We start from the raw sequence: 18420 nt of genomic DNA on the forward strand, positions 1-18420 counted from the left end.
CTGAATTTGCCCTTTTTTGTTTTCTGTCATTAGGTTTTGTTTTATAAAATGAAGCGGCTCAAGTCTTCGTTTTCAACCAGCATTTCTAAGTGATCGTTCACGTACTTGGCGTCAACCGTTAGCTGCTCACCACTTTTTTCTGATGCATCAAATGAAATCTCTTCCATCAAACGCTCCATCACAGTGTGTAAACGGCGCGCACCAATATTCTCAGTACGCTCGTTAACTTGCCATGCAGCCTGAGCAATGCGCTCAATACCATCTTGAGTGAAATCAACGTCTACGCCTTCCGTTTTGAGCAAGGCGATGTATTGCTCAGTTAACGAAGCATTTGGCTCGGTCAAAATGCGAATGAAATCTCCAGCGGTTAGGGCCTCTAATTCAACGCGAATCGGTAAACGACCTTGTAGCTCTGGGATCAAGTCTGATGGCTTAGCCATCTGGAATGCACCCGAAGCAATAAACAAGATGTGGTCGGTTTTAACCATACCGTGTTTAGTCGATACGGTTGAGCCTTCTACCAATGGCAATAGGTCACGTTGCACGCCTTCACGTGATACATCACCGCCACTATTAGAGCCTTCACGCTTACAGATTTTGTCTATCTCATCGATAAACACAATGCCGTTTTGCTCAAGTGACTCGATGGCGTTGGCTTTCAAGTCTTCTTGGTTGACTAGGCGCGCAGCCTCTTCTTCGATCAATAACTTAAACGCTTCTTTGATCTTCAACTTTTTCTTTTTCTTTTGCGAGCCAGATAAGTTTTGGAACATGCCCTGAAGTTGATTGGTCATTTCTTCCATACCCGGAGGCGCCATGATTTCTACGCCGACTTGAGGCAAAGCAACGTCAATTTCGATTTCTTTGTCGTCAAGCTGACCTTCGCGTAATTTTTTACGGAAAGTTTGGCGGGTGCCTTTATCTTCGTTCTTTTCTTTTTCGCCCCACTGATTTTCAGCTGGCGGTAATAGCACGTCTAAAATACGCTCTTCAGCGGCTTCTTCGGCGCGGTATTTTACTTTTTTGGTTTCTTGCTCTTTGGCCATTTTCACAGCGATATCGGCCAGGTCACGAATGATCGTTTCGACTTCTTTGCCCACGTACCCCACTTCGGTGAATTTAGTGGCTTCAACCTTGATAAAAGGCGCGTTAGCCAACTTGGCTAAACGACGGGCAATTTCAGTTTTACCCACACCTGTAGGGCCGATCATTAAGATATTTTTCGGGGTGACTTCCTGGCGAAGGTCACCACTTAACTGCATACGGCGCCAGCGGTTACGTAGAGCAACAGATACGGCGCGCTTAGCATTTTTCTGGCCAATGATGTGGCGGTCCAATTCGTGGACGATTTCTCTTGGGGTCATTTCTGACATACATTCAACCCTTATCTAATTTGGTATTAAACAGCCGTGAAACGGCGTAATAGCAGCATTTTTGCGCAAACACTGGGCTAATAATCGATTTTCTCTACGGTGTGATTATGGTTAGTAAACACACAGATATTACCGGCTATGGTCAAGGCTTTTTCAGCGATTTCCTCGGCGGAAAGCTCGGTGTTATCTAACAATGCACTCGCCGCAGCTTGGGCAAATGGGCCACCTGAACCAATGGCAATCAAGTCATTTTCAGGCTGAACAACGTCACCATTACCGGTGATGATAAAAGATGCGGTTTCGTCGGCTACAGCAAGTAGGGCCTCTAGCTTGCGTAACATGCGGTCCGTTCGCCAATCTTTGGCTAGCTCGACCGCAGCTCGGGTTAAATTACCTTGATGTATTTCGAGTTTTGATTCGAAACGCTCGAATAAAGTGAAGGCATCGGCGGTACCACCGGCAAAGCCAGCAAGGACTTTATTGTTGTATAAGCGGCGCACTTTTTTTGCGTTGCCTTTCATTACGGTATTGCCAAGCGAAACTTGGCCATCGCCAGCGATAACAACTTGGTTACCACGACGTACAGATACGATTGTAGTCACAGGAATTCCTCAATGGTTTAACTGCAATGCTTCCTTAATAGGATGGGGCACTGCGACAATTGAGTTAGATGTGGGGAGGATTCATAAATTTTCAAGTAAGAAGAAAGTGTCAAAACGTAAACAAGGTAAACACCGTAAATCGGAAAAGCGCCACATAGTTGTGGCGCTTTTCACGCAGGGGGGACGAGGGCGAGTATTACAAATTCCACAGCCAAATTTTACAGCCATTTATTTTAGCGCGTTGTAAGGTGTGGCGCTGTTTCTCAGCCAAGCGTTTGCTTTCGTAGGGGCCAATAATCACACGATACCAGCGACCAGAGCTGCCTTCGCTAGGGCGAACCTGAGCTTCAAAGCCCTGAAAGGCAATGCGTGCTTTCAATTCTTCTGCTTGGCTTTGCTTTCTAAATGAGCCACATTGCATCAAATAGCGCTTGTCTGAAGCTGCTTGCTCTTCAACTTCTACTTCTACGCTGTATTCGGGTAATGTTTTGATGAATTCCCACTCTTCTTTAGGGACTTCTGGCAGTGGGTCCACTTGCTTTGCTTGGGCATTGTCTTTTTTGTTGGCTGGATCTTCAGCTTTATCGTTGATTGACCATAAAAAATAACCAAAACCAAAAACTAGGGCCAAAGTAATAATGATACGTGCCCAAGGCAACGGGCGCTTTTCAGGCTCTGGAGCCTTTTTGGGGTTGCGCCCGCGGGCAACATAATCTTTGTGAGCCATCTTTACATCCGAATACTAAGGCTAGAAGAATCGCGGATTTTACCTTGCTCAGTCTAATCCTCAATCAGAATTTGGTTAATCTGTGAAATATAATTAGCAAGATGAACCGGGTCGCATTGTCCAGGGGCTATTTACATAAAATCTTGCGGGTCTACATCCAGTGCCCAGCGTACTTTGCTGACAAGAGGGAGTTGTTCAATATTGGGCATAGCTTGACTTAGGGCATGTTGTAAAGCAGCACGATTGCGGCTGCTTAACACCAATTGCATACGAAACTTCCCTTGACGCTTTTCCATTAATGCGGGCAAAGGCCCAATACACTGCACGTGTTTTGAATGGCTAAACTGCATGGAAATATCCATAAGTAATTGGTTCGCTAGACGCGGGTCGCTCGATTGCGCTCTGAATAACGCTTGATAAGTGTGTGGCGGTAGCATGGCTTGCTCACGTTCAAGTAAGGCATAGCGAGCGAAGTGCGAATAGCCATTGTTGAGTAAATCTTGCAACAAGGGGTGGCTTGGGTCATGTGTTTGCAACCACATTTCCCCGGGTTTTTCAGCGCGCCCTGCGCGGCCTGCTAGCTGAGTCACTAGTTGGGCCAAATGCTCAGCTGCACGGTAATCAGCGCTAAAAAGAGCGCCATCGACTTCGAGGATTACCACTAAGGTCACATTGGGAAAATGGTGACCCTTAGACAATATCTGTGTACCAATTAATATCTGATACTCGTTGCGGTTAATTTTATCCAGCATATCGTTTAGGCGGTTTTTGCCTCTGGCACTGTCGCTGTCGATACGCACACTGGTGTATTGGGGGAAGAGTGTTTGTAAGCCTTGTTCGAGTTGTTCTGTGCCTAAACCCATAGCACTGAGCTCGGTACTGTTGCAGCTTTGGCAACGCTTAGGAATTGCTTTGGCGCTGCCGCAATGGTGGCACTGCAGCTTATATAATTGTTTGTGCAGGGTGTAAGGTTTGTTGCAACCAGGGCATTCTTCAACATGGCCGCAGGTATGGCACACAAGAGCAGGAGCATATCCTCGGCGGTTGATAAACAGCATCACCTGACTTTCTTGGGCCAAATGTTGGCCAATCCGCTCGATGATGCCTTTCGCCAATCCAAATTCTAATGGTTGATTTCGAATATCCAGCACTTGTTGCTTAGGATGAGAGGCGTTGCCTGCGCGCTCATTCAAAAGCAGGTGCTGGTACTTGCCATTTAGCGCATTGTTCAACGATTCAAGCGCGGGTGTGGCTGAGCCTAGAATAAGCGGGATTTTTTCCTGTGCGGCGCGCATCACCGCTAAATCTCTTGCGTGATAACGCAGGCCATCCTGCTGTTTGTAAGATGAGTCATGCTCTTCATCAACAATCAGCATGCCTGGGTTTTTCATGGGCGTGAAGATAGCTGAGCGGGTGCCAATGATGATCGGTAGTTGCCCGGCCTGACTCTGCTGCCACACCAGTAAACGTTCATTGTCGGTTAAATTAGAATGTAATATGCCCACAAGTACATTAAAGCGTTTGGCAAAGCGCTCAACGGTCTGCGGCGTTAAGCCGATTTCTGGTACCAGAATAAGTACCTGCTTACCCTGAGTAAGCACACTTTCTATGGCCTGTAGGTAAACCTCGGTCTTGCCGCTGCCAGTCACCCCTTCAATTAAAAAGCTCGCATATTCACCTATTTTTGCAGTGATTTGGCTGATGGCTATGGCTTGCTCAACATTCGGAAGTGGTTTTTCGCCAATATTTAAGTGGGCTAGCCAATCGGTATCAAGGGAAGGAATGCGCTCAACTTGCTCAATCAACTTCTTTTGCACTACAGCTTTGACAGTGGTGCTAGCATATTGAGCAAGAATACTGGAATAGCTGGCTTCGCCCTGTTGTAATTGGGCAAGTAATTGCTGTTGCTTGCGGGCCTTGCCTAAATTTTCAGAAGGGATTTGTTGGCCTTCGTCGGTCGTGCGTAAAAAACTCACTGGCTTAGGTTGGCTCGAACCGCCCTTGCGTAAGGAAACAGGCATAGCGCTATGCAGTACGTCGCCAATAGGATGTTGGTAATACTGGCTCAGCCATTGGCATAGTTTAAGTTGAACTGAACTGAATATGGATGTTTCGTCGAGTACATCAAGAATGGCTTTGAGCTTGTCGCTTTGCCATTGTGACTCTTTGGTGGTTTCAAGCACTACACCTATTAACTTGCGCGGCCCAAATGGCACACGTACCCGAATACCTGGTTCTAGCGCGCTACTATGTTGGTACTCAAAAAACTGGCGCTTAGGAACAGGAACGGCAACGCGAATAATGGGCATAACGGGCTAATCATCTTGTAAGTTGGTGGTGTTAAAGTGAATTGGCAGTTGAAGTTTGCTTATTTGACCATATATTCGCCAATAGAGCTTGATCAGGGCAAGGCGTTACATTAATATGCCCGGCTCTTTGCGGCAAGCCGCATTGATCGCATAAATCGAATTTAATTTTCGTATGGTGTTCAACTTCGGGTTGGATAGCGATACGGCCTTACTTAGGGGTAATCCATGAAAACAGGTATACATCCAGACTACCAAGACATGAAAGCAACTTGTTCATGTGGCAATGTTATCGTTGTTCGTTCAACTTTGAAGAAAGATCTTAACCTGGACGTATGTTCAGCGTGTCACCCTTTCTACACTGGTAAGCAACGTAACGTTGATACTGGCGGTCGTGTTGACAAGTTCAACAAACGTTTCAGCGCACTTAGCACCAAGAAGTAAGCGTAAAAACGTGACGAAAAAGGCGCTTCTAGCGCCTTTTTTTGTGCCTGTCATTTATTCTTTCCTAACTGTCTAATATTTCAGTAAAACTTTATTCATAATTCACCATGGTTATTAGCCTTGGCTATCTTGCTTAATCTATGATGTAGTCAGGCATATCAGTGATGTAGATACATACCTGATAAGTTAACGTTTAACGGGCTTTCACTAAAATAATAATAAGCCGTTCGGACACATGATTTCACTTAAGCGAATTGTGGAACCGTAAGTCGGGAATAAAACAATAAGAAAGCTAACGTACTCTGATTTAACCCTACACTTTAAGGATCTAGACCACGATGTCTGATTTTCGTCAACAAGCATTGGACTACCATGCTAAGCCTGTACCGGGAAAGATAGCGATTCAGCTGACAAAGCCTGCGGAAACCGTGACCGATTTAGCCTTAGCTTATAGCCCTGGCGTCGCTGAACCTGTTCGAGAGATTGCTGCAGACCCAAATGCTGCATACAAATACACTGCTAAAGGCAACATGGTCGCCGTCATTTCAAACGGTACCGCTATTCTTGGCCTTGGTAATTTAGGCCCACTGGCTTCGAAACCGGTTATGGAAGGTAAAGCGCTATTGTTTAAACGCTTTGCTGGGCTAGATTCCATCGATATAGAAGTAAAGCACAACACCACAGAAGACTTTATTAACACGGTGGCGAATATTGCTGACACATTCGGTGGCATTAACTTAGAAGATATAAAAGCGCCAGAGTGTTTTGAAATAGAGCAAGAACTGATTAAGCGCTGCAATGTACCGGTATTTCACGATGACCAACACGGTACCGCCATTGTGACCGCAGCAGGAATGCTCAATGCTCTGGAGGTGCAAGGTAAGGAACTTTCTGACGTAACCATCGTTTGTATGGGCGCGGGTGCAGCGGCTATTGCCTGCATGGAATTGTTGATTAAATGTGGTGCCAAGCGTGAACGTATTTATATGCTTGATACCAAAGGGGTGATTCATACCAGACGCGATAACCTTACTCACCATAAAAAACTGTTCGCCAATAATACTGACAAGCGTACCCTGGAAGATGCGCTAGACGGCGCAGACGTATTTGTTGGGGTGTCTGGTCCTGATGTGTTGCCACCAGAAGCGTTGGCGTTGATGGCACCGAACCCTGTTATATTTGCCTGCTCAAATCCAGATCCCGAGATAAAACCTGAGTTGGCCCATGCTGTGCGCGATGATGTGATCATGGCCACTGGGCGTTCAGATTATCCGAATCAGGTGAATAACGTGCTTTGCTTTCCGTTTATTTTCCGTGGTGCTCTGGATGTACGCGCATCGGTAATTAACGATGAAATGAAAATAGCGGCTGTTGAAGCGATCCGAAGTATTGCGCGCGAGCCGGTGCCACAAGAGGTATTGGCCGCCAGTAATTTAACGAGTTTAACGTTTGGTCGTGAGTATATTATTCCTAAGCCAATGGATCCGCGTTTGTTGCAACGAGTGGCTACCGCAGTCGCGCAGGCCGCGATTGATTCAGGTGTCACCATGTTTAAAGCGCTGCCACCGGATTATATGCAAGATTAGCTTGCCGGTTAACTGACTTGAAAAGCGCTAATTAGCGCTTTTTTTATGAGCGAGTTACTCAGAATTGAGATGAGTGTGTGTGGCTAGGATCGCGTCAATGTGCATGCATAAAGCATCTTCGGCCATGACGTACCAATCAGGTGTTTCAAAAATGCTGGCAACAGCATGGTGCTTTAAACTGACGTAGCCATGCACAAAAGCCCAAATTTCTAAGGCGTTTTTGTGTTTGAGGGCCATGTTGGCATCATCGGGTAGTAAAAGAGCTGTCACTTTTAGCAATTGGCCAAACGCCTTTTCGGCCACATTTTTCGCTTCTTCTGAGGGAGTATAGCGGCTGTCATTTTCGCCGAAAATCAACCGGTAATGGCCTTCGTGAGCCTCAGCCATGGCGAAGTAACCACGAATACCTCGACGCATTACCTCTTTTGGCGATAGGTCATGTTGCTCGAAATCCATAGCTTGCATCACTAATTCAAACCCTTGGATGTACAGCTCATCCAAAATTCCTTCTTTGCCTTGAAAGTGACTGTAAATACCTATGGTCGACACACCAGCGTGCTTGGCTATTGAGCGTACACTTAATGCTGCAATCCCCCCTTCTAAAAATAACTCGGATGCAGCTTGGAGTATTTTACGTTTCGCAATATTCAATTAACATTCTCTTGACAAATATAACGATGTTATTCTTTAATATAACGCTGTTATGTTCAATCGTTATTTTTGCCAACGGTAGAAACGTAAATAACTGCACCCGTGTTGAATCTCGTGTGCAAACACTTTAATTGAAGCAACACAGGAACAAGCATGACAACTATTACCCATGAAACAGATTATTTAATTGTTGGTGCTGGCGCCGTCGGTATGGCGTTTGCGGACGTTTTATTGAGCGAGACTGACGCCAACATCATGATAGTAGACAAATATCACAAGCCTGGCGGCCACTGGAATGTTGCATATCCGTTCGTTACCTTGCATCAACCATCTGCGTTTTATGGCGTAAGCTCTACGGAGTTAAGTAAAGGCTGTATCGATAAAGGAGGTTTAAACAAAGGCTTGAATGAGCTCGCTACCGGCGCTGAAGTCAGTGCCTATTTCGATAACGTCATGCGTGAGCGATTTTTGCCCTCTGGGCGCGTGAGTTATTATCCAATGAGTGAATACAAAGGTAACGGCAAATTCGTTTCAGTGATCAATGATGATGAGCATCAGGTGACCGTTAATAAAAAAATAGTTGATGCAACTTACTTAAAAACGTCGGTGCCAAGTACTCATAAGCCAAGCTTCACAGTGGATTGTAGCGCCCAGTTTATGCCTATCAATGATTTGGTAAATATCGATAAGAAACCGGCCGGATTCGTCATAATCGGTGGGGGAAAAACCGGAATCGATGCCTGTTTATGGTTACTTGAAAACAAGGTTAACCCAGACGACATTCAGTGGATAGTCCCCCGTGATGCATGGTTAATTGATAGAAAAAATACTCAGCCAACTATCGAGTTTTTCAATGATGCGATTGGCGCGCAGGCCGCGCAAATGGAAGCAATCGCCCAATCTACTTCGGTAGATGACATGTTCTCGCGCCTTGAAAGGGCCGGGGTATTTTTGCGCTTAGATGAAAACGTTTGGCCACAAATGTTTCACGGTGCCACCGTCAGTCAATTGGAGTTAGCTGAGCTTAAGCGAATCAGAAATGTGGTGCGTATGGGCAGAGTGACCCACGTAGGCCAAAACAGCATTCAACTTGAACAAGGCGAGATAAAAACTAGCCCGCAACATATTCACGTGGATTGCTCCGCCAGTGCGATTACAAATTTAGAGGTGAAGCCTATTTTCAATGACAACACTATTACGCCGCAAACGGTGCGCTCTTATCAACCGGCCTTTAGTGCAGCCTTTATTGCTCATATTGAAGCCAGCGCCAAGTACCCAGATGAAAAAACTAAAAACCATATGTGTGGCGTTGTGCCGTTGCCAAATAGCGTGATGGATTGGGTGCGTTTGACAGCCGCCTTCATGCGTAACCAACATATTTGGTCACAAGACAACGATTTAAAAGCGTGGTTGCTCAAAAACCGTCTAGACGGCTTTAGTCAACTCGTGCGCAGCGTGGATAAAACCGCTACGGAAAAAATGATGATCCTTGGGCGCCTGCGCGAAAATGCCATGCCTGCGATGGGTAAATTACAACAATACCTAGCAGCTGAAGCTGCTCAAGGAGCATAAAATGAGTGAGTTTCAGGTAAAACAAAAGCAGTTAACGAGCCATAGGTTGGTGCAAACGCCAGTCATTGAAACTATCGAAAAAGGGCAAATTTTACTTAAAGTCGAAAGTTTTTCGTTTACCGCCAACAACATTACTTACGGCATGATGGGAGAGAGACTTGGTTATTGGCAGTTCTTCCCACCTGCGGATAATAACGACAAACAATGGGGTATCATCCCAGTATGGGGATTTGCTCTGGTTACCCAATCTAAGGCCGAAGGCATTGAAGAGGGCGAGCGCTTATTTGGTTACTTTCCGCCAGCACAGCAGGTGGTGATGACTCCGGTTAATGTTTCTCAGCAGCGCTTGGTTGACGGCTCAGGGCATCGCGCAATGTTGCCTCCAGGGTACAATAGCTACAAACGTTTAAGTGGTGAAAAAGGTTATAATCCAGACTTGGATAATGAACGTATGTTGTTATTCCCTCTGCATATCACCTCATTTTGTCTGTGGGACAGATTACAAGACAACAGCTGGTTTGAGGCTCAGCAGGTGGTGGTCATCAGTGCGTCAAGTAAAACCAGTTTGGGCTTGGGCTACGCACTGAATGATGATGCGAACGCACCCCATAGTGTGGGGTTAACGTCCAGCGGAAACATGGCATTTGTGCAAAAAGTAGGGGTATACGACCAAGTCGTAAGTTATAACCAAACGAGCGACATAGACCCGAATAAACCCACCGTGATTGTTGATATGTCAGGAAGTGCAGATATTTTGGCGAAATTAGGCGCGCATTTTGGGAATAATCTTACCTATTGCATCAACGTAGGCCTGACCCATTGGGATGAATTCTCAGCAGAAAGTGCTGCTGAATCTGACCGAAGTGAATTTTTCTTTGCTCCAGGGCATATTCAAAAACGCATTGCAGACTGGGGGCCGCAAGGCTTTGAACAGCGCACAATAGGTTTTATGGCAGAAACAGCGATGAAATGTAGAAGCTGGCTTGAAGTAAAAGAGCTAAATGGCTTAGAGGATTTTGCGCAAGCGTATAGTCAGGTATGCGAAGGAAAAATACCTCCAGAGCAGGGGTTAATTATTAAACTTTATCTTGAATCTTCCGATAATACGTATAAGTGAATCGTGCCTAAGTGTCTGCTTGGTCACGATTTTTTGTTTATTGCTTCACATCAAGAAGCGCGAGACGTGCAATAGTCTTATATTTATGTATTGATAGCGGGGAAGCGCATTGAACAATATTGACCGCCCATGGGTAAATAGTGCCAACAAAGGAATGCAGGTGACCTTTGTTGCTTTGCTTATTATTAGTTTAGCCATTGCAGGGATAAACCAAACCTGGTGGGAAGCTATTCTTGTAGGTGTGTCTACTACGTTTATAGGGATCACTGCCATTCGCCTTAAACCACAATCCCGCTTAACACAGCATATTGTTGCGGCGGGTTTGATGCTGTACAGCGCGTTGCAGATCCATCAAATGCATGGCCTAGTTGAAATGCATTTTGGTGTATTCGTGCTGCTATCTTTTTTAGCCTACTACCGAAACTGGCACGTGTATATTACTGCGATAGCAGTCGTGGTTTTACATCATGTATCATTCTTTTTTCTACAAAAGAATGGTTTGCCCGTATATATATTGCTTGAGGGTGGCTTAGCGTTTTGGTTGATAGCTGTTCATGCGCTTTATGCCATTTTGCAAGCTACAATGCTTGGCAAGATGGCCAACGATAATCGCAAAGAATCTTTTGGGACGGCGTCTTTGGTTTCCAGTGTCGAAGCTATTATGCAAGATAAACAAGCGATTGATTTAACCAAAAGAGCGGATGAGAAAATGGGTGCGAGCTCGGTTTCTGCTTTTAACAACTTATTGAACCTATTTAATAAGTTGATTAATGATGTGCGTTCAGCTGCGCACCAAATCGACCATAACTCTACCTCTAATAGCCAATACAATTCCTCTCTACGCCAAGCGAAAGAGCAAAGTATTCAAGAAGTTGAACACATAGAATTGTCGTCACAGAACATGATGCAATCAACTAATGCCATGAATGATAATAATGAGCAGGTCAAGGCCGCATCTGACAGAGCTAAAGCAAACACTGATGAAGCTCAACAAACCATGGTGATAACTCATAGAGACGTTACACAGTTAGGAACAAAGCTACAGCAGACCAGTGAAACTATCCAAAGATTGGCGGCAGATTGTCAAGACATTTCCAAGGTTCTTGAAACCATTCAATCTATTGCGGATCAAACTAACTTGCTTGCTCTAAATGCTGCGATTGAAGCAGCAAGAGCCGGAGAGCACGGTCGAGGTTTCGCCGTTGTAGCTGATGAAGTGCGCACTTTAGCTTCTCGCACGAAATCGAGCACAGAAGAGATCAATGAGATCATCGTTAATCTGGTAAGCTCTTCAAAAGATTCTAGTTCATCAATGACCAATTGCGTAGAGCTTAGTCAGGTCACTAGTGCTCATACGGGTTCTGTAAGCGAGCTCATGAGTGAAATTCAGCATAATATCCAAGATGTATCTGATTCAGTTGCAAAGATGAGCGAGTCTTGTGAGCAACAAGCGTGCAACAGTGATGTGATCCATCATGCCGCACTTACTCTTAAAGAAAGTAATAGGAAAGAATTGGAGACGATTTCATCGATGAATAAGGATGCTCAAATCCTAAATGACATGAGTGAAGCATTAAATCGTCAAATGTCGGCTTTTCGTTCTTAATGTATCGCTTTGAGTCTGCTTGTGAGCTCGCATAGTAACGTTTTTAGTTTAGTTATATGAGGTGCCAGCTAAATGTCATTGCTAACACACTCCTTTAAACATGTTGTGATAGTAGGGGCGTTAATCGCTTGGGTCTTATTGACACTTGGCGGATTAGCTTACTCAAGTGCGCAAAGGCAGAAGGAATTTGACCCAGCACAAACTTTGGCTCTGGCTGCCATGTCAGCAGAATTTGCTCCGGCAGTAACGACAAGTATGCATGCACAATATCCATCATTAGCTAAAACGGTGGTGCATATTCAGCAAGCCGATTGCAGCTGCAACTTTTCCAACAATATACACGTAGATCGTATTGACACCGTTTTGGACAAATCTGCCTATCATTCTGTTCATGTATCGGTAAGTGACATACCTAAAGAAATTATTTTGCCCTCTTTACCTGCCGTTATGGTGTTCGACGAGCAAGGGCAGCTTGGTTATTTCGGGCCTTATTCCTCTGGTTACTTTTGCTCAACCGACACGGCCATCGTTGATAGATTTTTAACCAATGTTATCGAAAACAAACATGTGGGAAGTGCTGTGGTCAGCGATGGCTACGGTTGCTACTGTGCGAATGCAAGTACGACTTCTTAGGTGCTGAGTGCGCCTAGTTTATGGTCTAAGTTGCTTATTCCACGTAGGTTAAAACGCTCACTCATGGGGCGTTTCTAGGATGCGCTTAGCGCTGTTATAGATATTGCGCGGCGAAACTAAGAAGCGCACAATCATTAAATTAAACCTTAAACGAACTGTTTTTGCTGCCGTTAGAGTGTGGATCTTACCAGTGGTGTTAGCAGCTTAAGTCTTTGGAGAACAATTATGACAAACCCTCATTATTCTTGGGTCACTAGCGCAAATAAAAATATGCAAATCACCTTCATTGCGTTAGCTATTATCAGCTTAGCCTTGGCCAATTTTAATCAAACGTGGATAGAAGCAATCCTGGTTGGCTGCTCAACGAGTGTTATATGTTTAACCTTTATTTACCTAAAGCCTCAGTCACGTTTAACACAACATGTGGTGGCCATTGGTCTAATGCTGTTTACGGCACTGCATATTCACCAAATGCATGGACTAGTAGAGATGCACTTTGGGATCTTTGTGCTGCTCTCGTTCTTAGCGTATTACCGAAATTGGCATTTATACGTCACTGCGATTTTAGTGGTGGTTGTGCACCATCTTAGTTTCTTTGTGATGCAATCAAAAGGTATGGGGGTGTACGTTTTAGCGGATGGTGGTTTGCTGTTTTACCTTATCATCGTGCATGCTGTTTATGCGCTGGTGCAAGCAACCATGCTCGCTAGAATGGCAAAAAGTAATGAAGTTGAGTCACTTTCTGCTGCAGCCCTTACCAGCAGTATCGAAAAAATCATGAGCGACAGAGCTGCAATCGATTTGAAGGTCAGAGCAGATCAAACACTCAATGCCGATTCTGTGGTGGCGTTCAATAATTTACTTGGCATGTTCGACAATCTTATCACTGGTATGCGCGGGGCTGCAGAGCAAATTAATAGTACCTCCGTGATCACCAACCAAAATAGCACTGAGTTACATGGGATTAAGCAAAAGAGTATGACTGAAGTGCAGCATATCGAAACGGCTTCAATTGAATTGGATCAATCCTCACGCACCATGAACGAAGACACAAAGCGGGTGCAACAGCAATCTACAGAGGCGCACAGTCATGCCCAAGAAGCAGAAAAAACCGTGGATGAGACGAAAGAAGACGTCACTAACTTAGGGGCCAAACTGGGTGAAACGGATGAGAATGTGCGTAATCTGGCTGATAATTGTCAAAATATTTCACAAGTACTTGAGACCATAAAATCGATAGCCGATCAGACTAACTTATTGGCGTTGAATGCTGCTATTGAAGCTGCAAGGGCAGGTGAACATGGCCGTGGTTTTGCTGTGGTCGCAGATGAAGTGAGAACGCTCGCTTCACGCACTAAAAAGAGCACAGAAGAGGTCAACCTCATTATTGATAACCTGCTGAGTTCATCGAAATTATCCAGCGATTCAATGGCTGATTGCCTATCGCTAAGTGAAACCGCTAATACCAGAACACAAAAAGCTCGCGACCTAATGAGCCAGGTTCAGCATAATATTTTGCAGATGACAGAAGCGGTCAATGTAATGACGGAGTCTTGTGAGCAACAAATACATAACAGCGAGACAATTCAAAGTGCAGCCACAAGATTGAAGTCTATTAACCAAGATGAGCTCACAAAGATCGCCGCCATGGATCACGAAGCAGGCTTGCTCTCAGGCAGAACTAAAGATCTTAATTTACAGTTATCGAAGTTTTCCGCCTAGTGCTCGGTGGAAAACAGCCAGATTCAGACGTTTGGGCAAGTTAGAACAAACCATAAACGAAGGCGCGCTAAGTGCCTTTTTTGTTGATTAATTAAGCAACATACCTCGACATATACCCCATGTTTCTTTATAGTGCGCCCCGCTAAGCCTTAACGGCAATAATGTTACTCCCTCTTTATTTGAAATACAGACACCATCCCTAGGAATTTTCTTTTGATATCTACCGCAAACATCACCATGCAATTTGGCGCTGAGCCTTTATTTGAAAACATTTCGGCCAAATTCGGTCACGGTAATCGTTACGGCCTGATTGGTGCAAACGGTTGCGGTAAGTCGACTTTTATGAAAATTCTAAGTGGGGACTTAGTGCCTTCATCTGGCAATATTTCCATCACACCTGGTGATAAACTAGGTATTTTGAGTCAAAATCAGTTCGCCTTTGAAGAGTATAGCGTTGTAGATGCTGTGATTATGGGCGATTCAGCCTTGTGGAAAGTGAAGCAGCAGCGAGATGCAATTTACGCAAAGCCTGAAATGTCAGAAGAAGATGGCATGTTAGTCGCGCAGCTTGAAACAGACTTCGCTGAAATGGACGGTTACACTGCAGAAGCCCGCGCGGGTGACATTCTGTTAGAGGCGGGTATCGCTGAGCACTACCACTATGGCCTAATGAGCCAAGTGGCACCGGGTTGGAAGTTACGAGTACTACTTGCCCAAGCATTGTTTTCAAACCCAGATATTCTTTTGCTGGATGAGCCTACCAACAACTTAGATATTTACACCATTTCTTGGTTGGCTGATGTGCTAAACCAGCGTAAATGCACCATGATCATTATTTCTCACGATCGCCATTTCTTGAACTCGGTTTGTACACACATGGCTGACATCGATTATGGTGAGCTACGTATTTACCCTGGTAACTACGAAGCCTTTATCGAAGCGTCATCTTTGATTCAAGAGCAGCTGTTAACCAGTAATGCCAAGAAAACCGCTGAAATGGAAGACTTACAAGGCTTCGTTGCGCGCTTCTCGGCTAATGCATCCAAAGCCAAACAGGCCAGTTCTCGTGCTAAACGTTTAGAGAAAATTCAGTTAGATGAAGTGAAGTCTTCCAGTCGCCGTACGCCATCAATAACATTGAAGCAACATCGTAAGTTGCATCGTCAAGCTTTGATTTTAGAGAACTTTGGCCACGGTTTTGACGGCAAGTCATTGTTTAGTGGTGGTGAGTTGATCTTAGAAGCTGGCGCTCGATTAGCCATAACCGGTGAAAACGGAGTGGGTAAAACGACTTTTCTACGCTGCTTGGTAGACGAACTTAAATTGAATGAGGGCACCATCAAGTGGTCAGAAAATGCCGTTGTTGGTTATTGCCCACAAGACAGCTCGGCAGATTTTGCGATGGATATCACTTTGTTTGATTGGATGTCTCAGTGGCGCACACCTAAGCACGATGACTTAGCGGTTCGTGCAATGTTGGGTCGCTTGTTATTTAGCGCAGATGATTTCAACAAAAAAGTGAATGTGTGCTCAGGTGGTGAGAAAAACCGCTTGTTGTTTGGCAAGTTGATGATGTCTGATATCAACGTACTGATTATGGATGAGCCAACGAACCACATGGATATGGAAGCAATCGAAGCGCTCAATGCAGCCCTCAAAAAATTCGACGGCACCCTAATTTTTGTGAGTCACGACCGGGAGTTTGTATCCTCTTTAGCCACTCGTGTTATTGAGATCAAAGACCAAGAAGTGATTAACTTCCAAGGTACCTATAATGAGTACTTCGCAAGCCGTCAAGAGGCCAGCGCAAGCGCTGCAGCATAACCGCTAAATCCCAGTATATTAACCTGCGAAGTTCTTTCGCAGGTTAATAATGCAGTTACACTGCATAACACTTCTTTATTCTACTCCCAACACCTATACCAATATTCATATACATTTTTACCTTGTTTTTCTTCCATAAAATTTTCGATTGTGAAAAGGGCAGAAAGTGCTTCAAGGCCAAAGCATCAGTATCAAAATCTTTGAAATATTACATTTCCATTAAATTTAGGTAAAAAAACAACCCTTTAATTGTAACTTTTTTTTACCCTTGCTACCTTGGTGTAACTTGCTCCTGAACAGGGGGTGGGTAATTAAATATGTTCGAATTAACAACAGTTTTTAGAACATAACTAACAGAATAACTAGCTGATTGATGCGCCAATGAGTGCATAACGAAAGGATTACGCAATGTTAAAACACAATAAAATAGTGCTGTTATTAAGTGGTTTAGGGGTCGTGGGAAATGCATATGCTATCGACCCCCCCCAGAACCTCACACAAGAAACATCTAGCTTTTATGAAGATGACGCTGAATTTAATCAAACTGCAGCTGGATCTGAAGAAGGGTGGGGCTGGCAATTAAAAACATCGGCGTCAGCCAATATACAGTGTGATACCAATACGGACTGTGGAGGTGGGGGGCCAATTGACCCACCACCTGATGTCGCGCCGTCAGTGCCGAAAAGTATTGCGGTACTTCGAACCAAGGGAAGTAATTCCGTAGAAGTAAAGTGGCAAGGTGGCAGCGCAGGCCAAGGATCGAATTTCCACTACGAGTTGCGTCAACAATATAAAAATGAAATACCGCAAGATAGTGAAACCCAAACCCAGACGGCACCCTCAAGCACCGTTTCAGTTGGCAATAACCTTAGCTCTATTCAAACTCCAGGCGCCGATAAAATCGTTAAATATGCGGTTAGAGCATGTAATAGTGTTGGGTGTAGTGCTTACAAAACGTCACAATATTATTCGATTAATGCGAACTATGATAATGGTGGTGCGGTAACCAAACCATTAGAAAGTGTGAGAACAAATTCTCAATTAGCCAGTAAAGGAAGCTATTCAACCTCAAGTACAAACCAAACAGAACAAGAAACGGCACTTGCTGCGCTAAGTAAAGGCTACGATGCACTCAAGGGGGAGGTGTACGGGAATTCATGCTGGGATCTATCTGGCGCCGCTCAACTCGATTCTGTACAGTATATTAACGATCAAAAATACTCCTTCAGCCAAGTAGATACTTATGAATCTCTCGCTACAACACTAGATGTTAAGCGTTCAGGAGGCGGTTCGATATCGTTTGGTGGTTTTTCTATCGGGGGCTCAGGAAGCTCTTCGTTGTATAGCGAAACATCCAAGGTGACTGAGAGCTCTGTTATTGTTTCGTCCTTCATCGATAAACAAAATCGATATCAAGCTAAACAAGCCCTCACTTTAGGGATGTCTACTCCATACGTTAACTACTTAGTGAATAATCAGCCAAAAGAGTTTCGTAAATTCTGTGGTGACAAATTCATTGATACAGTCACTACAGGAAGGAAAATCCTATTCACGATCCGAGTGGTAAGTGAAAGCAGTAGTTATAGTGAAATAAAGAGCAAAACTCTTGAGTTAAAAGCATCACTGGAAAGTTATAGCGCGGATGGTAATTTCAGCTCTAGCGAAGCTAGTAGTTTAAATGAGGAGTTTAAAGGCTACACATTTGAAATTATAGGTACGCAAACCGGTGGATCAGACTCCGGTAACCTTCTGAGGCTTAATAGCATCACAGAATATATGACTGTGCTTACCAGTTTTGCCAATAGTAATGATGAAGATTTAGTCAATATAGAGTCAACGGAACGGGATTACCCCATACCAAGCGCTTTAGCTGGCACGAGCCATTTTGATGTATTTTCTGACTACACTGAGTATCGCGACATATTGCAGACTTGGGGTCGGTTAGACAGCCAGTTGGAACGACGTTGTTGGATGTTAGATTTGAACGGAATTGACCCAGACGCAGTAGGCCAAATTGAAGAAGCAATGGGGCTAAGTTTCTACGAAGGAAACGTTAGTCAAAGAGATTTATGTGACTCTGCGAAAGATATGGTCGACCGCTTTGTAAACTATTGTTCAAATCAAGGTGAGTGGAATAAGTGTTTTCTTCCCAATTCTTCGAACTGTATCGATTCTATTAATAACGGATTGTGTATGCAGCGTCCTGAACTCATAAGTTTTAAAGGATTTAGACTTGAACAAGTACGTTTAGATTTAT

General features: G+C 44.4%; 14 protein-coding genes. 9 read left to right on the forward strand and 5 right to left on the reverse strand.

Features of this window, described 5'->3' with window-relative positions; genetic code table 11:
* Positions 1 to 41 precede the first annotated feature (41 nt).
* From hslU to priA, 4 genes are all read right to left on the reverse strand, one after another.
* Positions 42 to 1373: an ATP-dependent protease ATPase subunit HslU gene (hslU, locus tag GMES_RS02330; RefSeq protein ID WP_006990950.1), complete on the reverse strand. Its 1332-nt coding sequence runs from the start codon at positions 1371 to 1373 to the stop codon at positions 42 to 44.
* A 77-nt stretch (positions 1374 to 1450) separates the two neighbouring features.
* Positions 1451 to 1975, reverse strand: a complete 525-nt coding sequence (gene hslV, locus GMES_RS02335) for an ATP-dependent protease subunit HslV (protein ID WP_006990951.1) — start codon at positions 1973 to 1975, stop codon at positions 1451 to 1453.
* A 196-nt stretch (positions 1976 to 2171) separates the two neighbouring features.
* Positions 2172 to 2702, reverse strand: coding sequence for an SPOR domain-containing protein (locus GMES_RS02340; protein WP_006990952.1), 531 nt, complete (start codon positions 2700 to 2702; stop codon positions 2172 to 2174).
* Between the two features lie 131 nt (positions 2703 to 2833).
* Positions 2834 to 5011 (reverse strand): primosomal protein N', encoded by a 2178-nt coding sequence (gene priA / locus GMES_RS02345; protein ID WP_006990953.1) that lies wholly within the window; start codon positions 5009 to 5011, stop codon positions 2834 to 2836.
* Between the two features lie 225 nt (positions 5012 to 5236).
* On the opposite strand from priA, the gene rpmE reads away from it, so the two are divergent.
* Together rpmE and GMES_RS02350 are read left to right on the forward strand one after the other, a co-directional pair.
* Positions 5237 to 5452: a 50S ribosomal protein L31 gene (gene rpmE, locus GMES_RS22100; RefSeq protein WP_011576878.1), complete on the forward strand. Its 216-nt coding sequence runs from the start codon at positions 5237 to 5239 to the stop codon at positions 5450 to 5452.
* Between the two features lie 338 nt (positions 5453 to 5790).
* The gene (locus GMES_RS02350) at positions 5791 to 7038 is read left to right on the forward strand and encodes a malic enzyme-like NAD(P)-binding protein (protein WP_006990956.1); all 1248 of its coding nucleotides are present in this window, start codon (positions 5791 to 5793) and stop codon (positions 7036 to 7038) included.
* Between the two features lie 54 nt (positions 7039 to 7092).
* Here GMES_RS02350 and GMES_RS02355 read toward each other — a convergent pair whose 3' ends face one another.
* Positions 7093 to 7689, reverse strand: coding sequence for a TetR/AcrR family transcriptional regulator (locus tag GMES_RS02355; RefSeq protein WP_006990957.1), 597 nt, complete (start codon positions 7687 to 7689; stop codon positions 7093 to 7095).
* 153 nt (positions 7690 to 7842) lie between these two features.
* Here GMES_RS02355 and GMES_RS02360 point away from each other — a divergent pair, with 153 nt between their 5' ends.
* The 7 genes from GMES_RS02360 to GMES_RS02390 all read left to right on the forward strand — a co-directional run.
* The gene (locus GMES_RS02360) at positions 7843 to 9261 is read left to right on the forward strand and encodes an NAD(P)-binding protein (RefSeq protein ID WP_006990958.1); all 1419 of its coding nucleotides are present in this window, start codon (positions 7843 to 7845) and stop codon (positions 9259 to 9261) included.
* Position 9262: 1 nt separating this feature from the next.
* Positions 9263 to 10378, forward strand: a complete 1116-nt coding sequence (locus GMES_RS02365) for a DUF2855 family protein (protein ID WP_006990959.1) — start codon at positions 9263 to 9265, stop codon at positions 10376 to 10378.
* Between the two features lie 109 nt (positions 10379 to 10487).
* Positions 10488 to 11984: a methyl-accepting chemotaxis protein gene (locus tag GMES_RS02370; RefSeq protein WP_006990960.1), complete on the forward strand. Its 1497-nt coding sequence runs from the start codon at positions 10488 to 10490 to the stop codon at positions 11982 to 11984.
* Between the two features lie 72 nt (positions 11985 to 12056).
* Complete coding sequence (locus tag GMES_RS02375; RefSeq protein WP_006990961.1) at positions 12057 to 12617, forward strand: DUF6436 domain-containing protein; 561 nt, start codon at positions 12057 to 12059, stop codon at positions 12615 to 12617.
* 225 nt (positions 12618 to 12842) lie between these two features.
* Entirely contained in the window at positions 12843 to 14339 is a 1497-nt protein-coding gene (locus GMES_RS02380) for a methyl-accepting chemotaxis protein (RefSeq protein WP_006990962.1), read from the forward strand.
* 213 nt (positions 14340 to 14552) lie between these two features.
* Positions 14553 to 16163 (forward strand): ABC-F family ATPase, encoded by a 1611-nt coding sequence (locus GMES_RS02385; protein ID WP_006990963.1) that lies wholly within the window; start codon positions 14553 to 14555, stop codon positions 16161 to 16163.
* A gap of 408 nt (positions 16164 to 16571) precedes the next feature.
* On the forward strand, positions 16572 to 18420 hold a 1849-nt coding region (locus GMES_RS02390; protein WP_039986335.1), incomplete at its 3' end, for a hypothetical protein.

Origin of the sequence: Paraglaciecola mesophila KMM 241 (assembly GCF_000315015.1) — a bacterium.
Taxonomy (GTDB): Bacteria; Pseudomonadota; Gammaproteobacteria; order Enterobacterales; family Alteromonadaceae; genus Paraglaciecola; species Paraglaciecola mesophila.

Excerpts from the sequence above, each read along its gene's own strand:
- GMES_RS02375 (WP_006990961.1), top strand. The coding sequence starts at position 12,057 with ATGTCATTGCTAACACACTCCTTTAAACATGTTGTGATAGTAGGGGCG.
- GMES_RS02350 (WP_006990956.1), top strand. The coding sequence starts at position 5,791 with ATGTCTGATTTTCGTCAACAAGCATTGGACTACCATGCTAAGCCTGTA.
- rpmE (WP_011576878.1), top strand. The coding sequence starts at position 5,237 with ATGAAAACAGGTATACATCCAGACTACCAAGACATGAAAGCAACTTGT.
- GMES_RS02380 (WP_006990962.1), top strand. The coding sequence starts at position 12,843 with ATGACAAACCCTCATTATTCTTGGGTCACTAGCGCAAATAAAAATATG.
- GMES_RS02365 (WP_006990959.1), top strand. The coding sequence starts at position 9,263 with ATGAGTGAGTTTCAGGTAAAACAAAAGCAGTTAACGAGCCATAGGTTG.
- GMES_RS02340 (WP_006990952.1), bottom strand. The coding sequence starts at position 2,702 with ATGGCTCACAAAGATTATGTTGCCCGCGGGCGCAACCCCAAAAAGGCT.
- priA (WP_006990953.1), bottom strand. The coding sequence starts at position 5,011 with ATGCCCATTATTCGCGTTGCCGTTCCTGTTCCTAAGCGCCAGTTTTTT.
- hslU (WP_006990950.1), bottom strand. The coding sequence starts at position 1,373 with ATGTCAGAAATGACCCCAAGAGAAATCGTCCACGAATTGGACCGCCAC.
- GMES_RS02360 (WP_006990958.1), top strand. The coding sequence starts at position 7,843 with ATGACAACTATTACCCATGAAACAGATTATTTAATTGTTGGTGCTGGC.